Origin of the sequence: Pseudactinotalea sp., assembly GCF_048594945.1 — a bacterium.
GTDB lineage: Bacteria > Actinomycetota > Actinomycetes > Actinomycetales > Beutenbergiaceae > Pseudactinotalea.
The window spans coordinates 1-9423 of record NZ_JBMDXJ010000448.1 but is presented as its reverse complement, the minus strand read 5'-3'; the positions used below and the strand labels follow the sequence as shown (position 1 = coordinate 9423).

The 9423-nt window shown below is 68.7% G+C and carries 8 protein-coding genes and 1 pseudogene; 2 read left to right on the top strand and 7 right to left on the bottom strand.

Annotated features, from left to right (window positions below; genetic code table 11):
* Positions 1-408: pseudogene (locus tag ACOJSN_RS20355) on the top strand (hypothetical protein); the annotation flags it as partial.
* 169 nt (positions 409-577) lie between these two features.
* Positions 578-1339 carry a MerR family transcriptional regulator gene (locus tag ACOJSN_RS20350; protein WP_420114305.1) on the top strand — a complete coding sequence of 254 codons (762 nt, stop codon included), beginning with the start codon at positions 578-580 and terminating at the stop codon, positions 1337-1339.
* A 42-nt stretch (positions 1340-1381) separates the two neighbouring features.
* On the opposite strand, the gene pstB is transcribed toward ACOJSN_RS20350, so the two are convergent.
* The 7 genes from pstB to ACOJSN_RS20315 all read right to left on the bottom strand — a co-directional run bounded on the left by pstB (position 1382) and on the right by ACOJSN_RS20315 (position 9263).
* Positions 1382-2161: a phosphate ABC transporter ATP-binding protein PstB gene (gene pstB, locus ACOJSN_RS20345; RefSeq protein ID WP_420114304.1), complete on the bottom strand. Its 780-nt coding sequence runs from the start codon at positions 2159-2161 to the stop codon at positions 1382-1384.
* A gap of 30 nt (positions 2162-2191) precedes the next feature.
* Entirely contained in the window at positions 2192-3247 is a 1056-nt protein-coding gene (gene pstA, locus ACOJSN_RS20340) for a phosphate ABC transporter permease PstA (protein ID WP_420114303.1), read from the bottom strand.
* A complete protein-coding gene (gene pstC, locus ACOJSN_RS20335) occupies positions 3247-4209 on the bottom strand; it encodes a phosphate ABC transporter permease subunit PstC (RefSeq protein ID WP_420114302.1) in 963 nt (320 codons plus the stop codon). The genes pstA and pstC overlap by 1 nt, the downstream gene beginning before the upstream one ends.
* A gap of 90 nt (positions 4210-4299) precedes the next feature.
* A complete protein-coding gene (pstS, locus tag ACOJSN_RS20330; protein WP_420114301.1) occupies positions 4300-5457 on the bottom strand; it encodes a phosphate ABC transporter substrate-binding protein PstS in 1158 nt (385 codons plus the stop codon).
* Positions 5458-5634: 177 nt separating this feature from the next.
* Positions 5635-6594 (bottom strand): NUDIX hydrolase, encoded by a 960-nt coding sequence (locus tag ACOJSN_RS20325; RefSeq protein WP_420114300.1) that lies wholly within the window; start codon positions 6592-6594, stop codon positions 5635-5637.
* Positions 6595-6599: 5 nt separating this feature from the next.
* A complete protein-coding gene (locus tag ACOJSN_RS20320) occupies positions 6600-8801 on the bottom strand; it encodes an RNA degradosome polyphosphate kinase (RefSeq protein WP_420114299.1) in 2202 nt (733 codons plus the stop codon).
* A gap of 57 nt (positions 8802-8858) precedes the next feature.
* A complete protein-coding gene (locus tag ACOJSN_RS20315) occupies positions 8859-9263 on the bottom strand; it encodes a VOC family protein (protein ID WP_420114298.1) in 405 nt (134 codons plus the stop codon).
* Positions 9264-9423: the final 160 nt, after the last annotated feature.

Here is a 9423-nt window from a genome sequence, read left to right as displayed (position 1 = left end):
CTCTACTGCCAGTACGACCACACCACCCCCTACGACCACGAGCACCCCGAGAACGGCGGCCAGACCGAGACCAGCGGACTCGCACTGCTGTGCCAGCTGCACCACAACCTCAAGACCCACCACGGCTACACCTACACCGTGCTGAGCAACGGCGCCGTCCTCTGGCGCACCCCGCACGGGCTGCGCATCCGACGCAACCGCGACGGCACCATCGACTACCTCACCCGACATCACCGACGCTACTGCGACGACGATGACTGCCCGAGCTGCGTCGGCAGTGGCAGCGGCGACGCCACGAGCGGGGCCACAGCACTCATGCAGGCCGCTACTCACACCAACCCCCTGCCCGGGCTCGCACCCGAGGTCACCGACCCCCGCGACGGCGACCTCGGCCCGCCACCGTTCTGAACACCCCGCCCCGACCCCGCCGCCCCACCCGGTAGCGGGGACATCGGCACGCCCAGACGCAGCGAGGCGCCGGCACGCGGGTCAGCGTGAGAACAGGTTCGGAGCAGTACGGCTTGACATTGACGCGACGTCAACGTCCACACTGGTCTCACTGATCCAGGAGGGAACCATGGAACCGCACGACGAGTGGTCGATGCACGAGATCACACGGCTCACCGGGACCACCAGCCGCACGCTGCGTCACTACGACCAGATCGGGCTGCTGGCACCGTCGCGCGTCGGGTCCAACGGCTATCGCTACTACGACGGCGAGAGCCTGGTCCGGCTACAGCGCATCCTGCTGCTCCGTGAGCTCGGGCTCGCCCTCGGCACCATCGCCGAGGTCGTTCAGAGCGCCACGGACGAGGTGGCAGCGCTGCGGACCCACCTGGAGCTGCTCCATCAGGAGCGGGACCGGCTCGATCGGCAGATCGCGTCGGTCCAGACCACCGTCAGGAAGAAGGAAGGAGGTGAACAGATCATGGCAGAGGAGATGTTCGACGGGTTCGACCACACTCAGTACAAGGAGGAGGTCGAGCAGCGTTGGGGTCGTGACGCGTACGCGAAGGGCGACGCCTGGTGGCGCTCGCTCAGCGACGCCGACAAGAAGGCGTTCCAGCAGCGGCAGCACGACATCGGCGCGGACTACGCCCGCGCGGCGGCCGAGGGGCTCGCTCCCGACGACGAGCGGGTGCGGGCGATCAGTGCCCGCCACCACGAGTGGCTCGGGATCTCGGTCAACGAGGTCTCGCGTGCGTACTTCCTCGGACTGGCCGACATGTACGTCGCGGACGAGCGGTTCGCGGCGAACTACGGCGGTGCCGAGGGCGCCACGTACGTGCGTGACGCGATGCAGGCGTACGCAGAGGACGCCACGTTCAGTGGTGAGTAGGTGACCCGGTCGGGGCTGCAGACCCGACCGGTGTCGCCCGGCTTACCCGAAGCGGCCGGAGATGTAGTCCTCGGTGGCCTTCTCCGAAGGCGAGGAGAACATCACCGAGGTCTCGTCCATCTCGATGAGGTGACCGGGCTTCCCCGTGCCGGCGATGTTGAAGAACCCGGTCCTGTCGGACACGCGCGCGGCTTGCTGCATGTTGTGCGTGACGATGACGATCGTGTAGTCGTCCTTCAGCTCGTTCATCAGATCCTCGATCGCCAGCGTGGAGATCGGGTCGAGCGCCGAGCAGGGCTCGTCCATGAGCAGCACCTGAGGCTCCACGGCGATCGCGCGTGCGATGCACAGCCGCTGCTGCTGACCACCCGACAGTGAGGAACCCGGGCGGTCCAGACGGTCCTTCACCTCGTTCCAGAGGTTCGCGCCGCTGAGCGCGCGCTCCACGGTCTCCTCGGCCAGGGCTCGCGGCATGCGGCGGTTGTTCAGCTTCACGCCCGCGAGCACGTTGTCCGCGATCGACATGGTGGGGAACGGGTTGGGCCGCTGGAACACCATACCCACCTGACGACGGACCTCCACGGGGTCCACGCCCTTGCCGTACAGGTCCATGCCGTCCATGACGACCTTGCCCTCCACGCGCGCACCGGGGATCACCTCGTGCATCCGGTTCAGGGTGCGCAGGAAGGTGGACTTGCCGCAGCCGGAGGGTCCGATGAGGGCGGTGATCGAGCGGGCCTCGATCGCCATGTTGACACCCTCGACGGCGAGGAAGTCGCTGTAGTAGACGTTCAGATCGCTGACGTCGATGCGCTTGGACACGGTGTGCTCCTAGATGGTCCAGGCCCCGCGTCAGCGGGCGCCCTTCGGGGAGAAGAACTTGCTCACCAGGCGGGCCACCAGGTTGAGCAGCATGACGATGAGGATGAGCGTGAGAGCGGCAGCCCAAGCGCGGTCCACGCCGACGCCGCCCTGTGCGTACTGACGATAGACGTACACCGGCAAGGTCGCCATGCGTCCGTCGAACGCGTCCCAGTTGATCGTGTTGGCGATACCCACGGTCACCAGCAGCGGCGCAGTCTCGCCGATCACGCGGGCGATCGCGATCATGACACCGGTGGTGATACCCGCCACGGCGGTACGCAGCACCACCTTGACGATCGTCAGCCATTTCGGCACGCCAAGGGCGTAGGAGGCTTCGCGTAGCTCGTTGGGGACCAGCCGCAGCATCTCCTCGCACGAGCGCACCACGACGGGGGTCATCAGCAGCGAGAGCGCCACCGCACCCATCACGGCCGCCCGGTAGGCGGGGCCGAACAGCAGCGTGAACACGGCGAAGGCGAACAGCCCAGCCACGATGGAGGGGATGCCGGTCATCACGTCGACGAGGATGGTGATGGCACGCTTGAGCGGACCGGGCTTGGCGTACTCCACCAGGTACACAGCCGTGAGGATCCCCAGCGGGATCGAGATCAGGGCGGCACCACCGGTCACGTAGACCGTGCCGAGGATCGCGTGGAAGACGCCACCTTCGACCATCGAGCCGTAGACGCCCGCCATGTCGTCGTTGAGGAACGTCCAGCTGAAACGCTCCAGGCCGTTGCCGATCACCATGACCACGAGCGAGATCAGCGGGATCGCCGCAAGCACGAACGCGATCGTCACCAGCGTGGTGGCCAACCGGTCCTTGGCCCAGCGCGGGCCTTCGACCACGCGCGAGGTCACCGTGATCGCGACCACGTAGACCAGCGCGCCGAACGTCAGCGCACCGGCGATGGTGAGCTCACCGGAGAGCAACGACAGCAGCACGCCCAGCAGCAGCGACGCGGCGAGGATCGCCCATGGGGCGTAGGCGGGCAGCCGTCGGTGCTGGCGGGCCGGGCGCGGCGGAGTGATCACGGCGCTCATCAGTTGGCTCCCGAGAACTCGGCCCGGCGGGCGATGACCCAGCGTGCGAGGAGGTTGACCAGGAAGGTCAGCAGGAACAGGAACAGGCCGGTTGCGATCAGCACGTCCAGGCTGAGGCCGCTCGCCTCTGGGAACTGGTTGGCGATGTTGGCGGCGATCGACTGGTGCTGACCGGGCTTGAGCAGGAAGAAGCTCACGAGGAACCCCGGGGACAGCACCATCAGCACCGCCATCGTCTCGCCGAGTGCACGGCCCAGCCCGAGCATCGAGGCCGACACCACACCGGAGCGGCCGAACGGCAGCACCGCCTGGCGAACCATCTCCCACCGGGTGGCGCCGAGCGCCAGCGACGCCTCCTCGTGCAGCCGCGGCGTCTGCAGGAACACCTCGCGGCTGGTCGCGGTGATGATCGGGAGGATCATGACCGCCAGCACCATGCCCGCCGTCATGATGTTGCGTGCCGGAGCCGTGTAGCCCTCCAGCAGGGGGATGAAGCCCAGCGTGTCGCTCAGCCAGGTGAAGGCCGGGCTGAGGAACGGCGCCAGCACGAAGACACCCCAGAGCCCGAAGACGACCGAGGGGATCGCCGCGAGCAGGTCGATCAGGTAGCCGAGCCCTTGCGCCAGCCGTCGCGGAGCGTAGTGGGAGATGAACAGTGCGATGCCGATGCTCAGCGGCACCGCCACGACCAGGGCGATGATCGAGGACAGCACCGTGCCGAAGATCAGTGGTGCCACGTAGGCGAACAGCCCCTGCCCCCGCATGAAGCCGACCCCGCCGATCTCCTCGGCCGAGGCGGTGAGCGCGGGCAGTGCCCGGTAGATCAGGAACGCGGCGACCAGGCCCAGCAGGACCACGATCGTGATCCCGGCACCGGTCGAGAGCACGCGGAAGATCGCGTTACCGGAGCGTCCCGGTGCATTCCCGGGGCGGATCGTCGCGGCATCAGTCACCGCAGCCATGGTGTCTCCTTCATCTCTGCACGACGTGCGAGGTGGGGCGGGAAGTGATCCTCCCCGCCCCACGCTGTCACGCTAGTCGCTGCTGCGGCCTCACTCCGAGACGGTGATCTGGTCGATCGCGGCCTCGACCCGCGTGCGCAGGTCGTCCGAGATCGGGGCGGAACCCGCGACGTCAGGCTCGGCGGCGCGGTCCTGGCCGTCGGTGCTGGCGATGTAGGACAGGTAGGCCGCCACGTTGTCGGCGTCGGCCTGGTTGTCGTAGACCGAGCATGCGATCGTGTAGGAGATCAGCACGATCGGGTAGGTGCCCGCCTCGGTGGTGTCGCGCTCGAGCTCGACCGTCAGCCGCAGGTCGGTCGCGTCCTCGGTGGCCGGGGAGGCGTCGACGATCGCGGCCGCGGCCTCGGGCGAGAACGGCACGAACTCCTCACCCACGCCGATTGCCGCGGTGCCGAGCTCACCCGCCTGGGAGGCATCGATGTAGCCGATGGTGCCCTCGGTGCTCTCGACCGTGGACTTCATGCCGGAGGTCTGCGCACCGGACTGGGTGCCGGAGATCGGCCAGGTCTCGACCGGGCCGTGGGTCCAGACGTCGGGCGCCACGGCGGTGAGGTACTCGGTGAAGTTCTCGGTGGTGCCGGAGTCGTCCGAGCGGTTCACGGGGATGATCGCGAGGTCGGGCAGCTCGATGTCGGGGTTCGCGTCGGCGATCTCCGGGTCGTTCCAGTTGGTGACCGTGCCGGCGAAGATGCCTGCGATCGTCTCGGCCGGCAGGTTGATGTGCTCGGCGCTGACCTGGGGCAGGTTGTACACGATCGCGATCGGCGAGATGTACAGGGGCAGCTCGAGGGCGTCGCCGTCGAAGCAGCGCTCCGTGGCCGCGGCCAGCTCCTCCTCGTCGAGCGCGGAGTCCGACCCGGCGAACTGGACCGAACCGTTGAGGAACTGCTCGCGACCCGCACCGGAACCTGTGGGGTCGTAGGTCACGGTGACGCCGGGGGCGAGGTCGCCGAAGCCGGCCAGCCACCCGTTCTGGGCGTTCTCCATCGACGAGGCGCCGGCGCCAGCGATGGAGCCGCTCAGCTCCTCGCCGCCACCGTTGCCGGCGTCCTCGGAAGTGTCGTCGCCACCACCGGTGGTGCTGTCCTCGTTCACGCTGCCCGGGCCGCAGGCGGTCAGGGTCAGGGCGACCGCACCGAGCAACGCCAGAGCCGCCGTCTTCACGGGGCGAGTACGTGCAAGCTTCACGTTCGATCCTTCTCAGTCGTCTACGCCCGAGCCACTCGGGCAGCCCCGACGCTAGGTGCGGTCGGTGACCGCGTCCCCGTGCGCAGGTGAACAGGAGATGAACGCATCTCGCGCCCGCGGTGACGTTCCTCACGAACCCGGGCAGGGAGAAGGTAACGGTGAGGTAACGCCATCCCCTCAGGTGCGGTGGAGCTCTGCGGCGACCACGCGGGCCTTGTGCTTGCCCGGGCTCGCCAGGTGCAGCACCAGCAACTCGCCCGGCTGCAGCCACGGGTCCTCTTCCGGCAGCACATCGCGCACGCGATAGGCGCTGCGGTGACCCACCACATCCAGAATCAGGGGCAACGTCGGGCGGTGCAGGCACAGCACCGTGCCCTCGCGCCGCACCCGGAGAAACTCGGCCACGAGTGCGCGGGCACCCCGCGGGTCCTCCTTCGCCTCGGCCTCGGTCAGCTGGGGCGCCGCGACCGTCGCCAACCCGGTCGCCCGGGAGTAGGGCGTGACGGTGTCGCGACAGCGCGCCCACGGCGAGGTCACGATCTCCTCGCCGCCGAACGCCGAGAGCAGCGGCACCAACGCCTCCGCCTGACGCGCACCCATGGCGGTCAACGGGCGCGTCTCCTCACCACCGCGCCAGGTCGCACGCGGCCGGGCCTGACCGTGCCGGGCGAGCTGGACCGCCCAGGTGTCGAGCCGCCCCTCGTCGAGGTAGTCGAGCAACGCCCCCAGCGGCGCCCGATCCGATCGCCGGGTCAGCAGCTTCAGCGCCTTCTGCGCCGAGATCCACCGCACCTGGTCGACCTCGTGCTTCGACCGCTTGAACGTGGGCCGCGCCGCGAGCGCCGGCGAGTCCTCGCCCGGCACGGTGGCCGCCCAGTAGTGACACGTCTTGGTGGCGCCGCTTGCGAGCTCGTAGGTCACGCTCGGCAACGGTCGCCCGAGCACGACCTGCTCGCCGGTCTCCTCGGCCACCTCCCGCACGGCGGCCGCAGGCACCGTCTCCCCCGGCTCCAGCTTGCCCTTGGGCCAGGACCAGTCGTCGTAACGCGGACGATGGATGAGCAGCACCTCGACCGTGCGCTTGCGCACGCGCCACACGACCGCGCCGGCCGCCAGCACGACCTTGCGAGACCCCACGGCGACTACCTGCCGGACGCGCCGCTGCGGCGGTGGGCCGACATCAGCAGGACCTGCAGATCGGCGAGAGGAGCGCCGTCGTCGTCGAGATGAACACGACGCCAGACCTGACCATCGTCAGGATCCTCGAGAAGGTGCCAGGACGCCGTCGTCGGTGCCATCGAGGCATCGATCAGCCCGACGAGCTCCGCGATGTGATCGGGGTCCACGACCTTGACCAGCACCTCAACCCGTCGATCGAGGTTGCGGTGCATGAGGTCGGCGCTGCCGATGTACACGTCGGGGTCGCCGCCGCCGGCGAACGCGTAGATGCGGGAGTGCTCGAGGAACCGACCCAGCAACGAGCGCACCCGGATGTTCTCGCTCAGGCCCGGCACACCGGCCTTGATCGCGCAGATGCCGCGCACCACGACGTCGACCGGCACCCCGGCCTGCGAGGCCCGGTAGAGCGCATCGATCGTGGCCTCGTCGACGGCGGAGTTCATCTTGAGCTTGATCCACGCCTCCTTGCCGGCGGCCTGGTTCTCGATCTCCCGCTCGATGCGCTGCACGAGCCCGCTGCGGATCGAGCGTGGCGCCACCAGCAGCCGGTGGAACTTCGACTTCGGGGCGTATCCGGAGAGCTGGTTGAACAGCCGGGTCAGGTCCTGACCCACCTCGGGGTTGCAGGTCAGCAGCCCGTGGTCCTCGTAAAGCCGCGCGGTCTTCGGGTTGTAGTTGCCGGTGCCGATGTGGCAGTAGCGGCGCAGCCCGTCGGTCTCCTGCCGCACCACCAGCGAAAGCTTGCAGTGCGTCTTGAGGCCCACGATGCCGTACACCACGTGCACGCCCGCCTGCTCGAGCTTGCGCGCCCACTCGATGTTGGCCTGCTCGTCGAAGCGGGCCTTGATCTCCACGATCGCGAGCACCTGCTTGCCGGCCTCGGCGGCATCGATGAGGGCGTCGACGATCGGCGAGTCGCCCGAGGTGCGGTAGAGCGTCTGCTTGATCGCCAGCACCTTCGGGTCGGCAGCGGCCTGCTCGAGGAACTGCTGCACGCTCGTGGAGAACGAGTCGTAGGGGTGGTGCAGCAGCACGTCGCCCGCGCGAATCGCGGCGAAGATGTCGGTGGGGTTGGCGCTCTCGACCTCGGCGAGCGCACGGTTCGTGGTGGGCACGAAGCGCGGGTAGGTCAGCTCGGCGCGGTCGAGGTCCGCGATCACGTTGAGCCCGGTGAGGTCCAGCGGCGAGGGAAGCTCGTACACGTCCGACTCGCCGATCGAGAGCTCGCGGATCAGCATCTCGCGCAGCTTCGGCGTGAAACCCTCCGCGAGCTCGAGCCGCACCGGCGGGCCGAATCGGCGCCGCAGCAGCTCCTTCTCGAGTGCCTTGAGGAGGTTCTCGGCATCGTCCTCCTCGACCTCGAGATCCTCGTTGCGGGTGACCCGGAACGCGTGGTGCTCCACCACGTCCATGCCCGGGAACAGGTAGTCGAGGAACGAGGCGATGACATCCTCGATCGGCACGAACGAGGACTGCGCCACCTCGGCGGCGCTGACGTCGTCGGGCGAGCGCGGCTTGCCGCGCGCGTCCACGGCGATGAACCGCGGCAGCAGCGGCGGCACCTTCACGCGGGCGAAGTGCTCCTTGCCGCTGCTCGGGTTCCGCACGATCACCGCGAGGTTGAGAGAGAGCCCGGAGATGTACGGGAACGGGTGCGCCGGGTCGACCGCGAGCGGCGTGAGCACCGGGAAGATCATCCGCCGGAAGTACTTGTGCAGACGATCCTTCTCGGAGTCCGCGAGCTGATCGAAGTGCACCAGGGTGATGCCCTGCGCCTGCAGCTCGGGCTGCACGTCATCGGTGAACACGCGGGCGTGCCGGGCGGTCAGCTCGTGCGCGCCGGCGCTGATCTGCTCCATCACCTGCCGCGGGGTCAGACCTGAGGCGGCGGTCACGGCCATCCCGGTGGCGATCCGTCGCTTCAGCCCGGCGACCCGCACCATGAAGAACTCGTCGAGGTTCGAGGCGAAGATCGCCAGGAAGCGCACCCGTTCCAGCAGCGGCACGGACGGGTCCTCCGCGAGCTCGAGCACCCGCTCGTTGAAGCGCAGCCAGGACAGCTCGCGGTCCGCGAACCGATCCTGCGGCAACTCGATCTCGGGCAGGGGGGTCCCGCTGACGCCCTCGACGTCAGCGCTCGATGTGGTGGCCTCGTCCACGCTCATGTGCACATGGTGGCACCTGCCGGTGAACAGCAGGTGCCCGATGCCACAGACACGTCCCTACGCGTCGCGCGAGGACAGCACGCAGAACTCGTTCCCCTCGGGGTCGGCGAGCACGGTCCAGCTCGCGGTGGCGTCCTGTCCCACGTCCACACGGGTGGCTCCGAGGTCGATCAGGCGGGCGATCTCGGCGTCACGGTCCTGGCTGGTGTGCGGGGCAAGGTCGAGGTGCAGCCGGTTCTTGCCGGTCTTGCGTTCGGGCACCCGCACGAATACGAGCCCGGGAGCGATGCGCTCCCACTCCATGGCGAGCACCTCCTCCTCGCCGGTGATGTAGCCGGGAATGAGCACCACCTCGTCCTCGGCCTCGTAGACCACTTGCCAGTCGATCGCCTCGGCCCACCAGCGCGCGAGCGCGCCCGGGTCGTGCGTGTCGATCACGGTGCTGTACCAGCGCAGGGCCATGGGTCTCCTCCCGACCCTGGCCAATCTAGTGGTCTGTCGCGGCCAAAGCGCGGGGGATGGCGGTGCCCGGGTACGTGCATCGCAAGGCCGACGAGGGAGCGAGACCGGGGTTGTCTCGTGACCGAGGAGAACGCCGCGAGGTGCGTGCCCGGGTGACGTC

Coding starts and splice junctions, on each gene's coding strand:
- ACOJSN_RS20350 (WP_420114305.1), top strand. CDS start 578: ATGGAACCGCACGACGAGTGGTCGATGCACGAGATCACACGGCTCACC.
- pstC (WP_420114302.1), bottom strand. CDS start 4,209: ATGGCTGCGGTGACTGATGCCGCGACGATCCGCCCCGGGAATGCACCG.
- ACOJSN_RS20315 (WP_420114298.1), bottom strand. CDS start 9,263: ATGGCCCTGCGCTGGTACAGCACCGTGATCGACACGCACGACCCGGGC.
- ACOJSN_RS20320 (WP_420114299.1), bottom strand. CDS start 8,801: ATGAGCGTGGACGAGGCCACCACATCGAGCGCTGACGTCGAGGGCGTC.
- pstA (WP_420114303.1), bottom strand. CDS start 3,247: ATGAGCGCCGTGATCACTCCGCCGCGCCCGGCCCGCCAGCACCGACGG.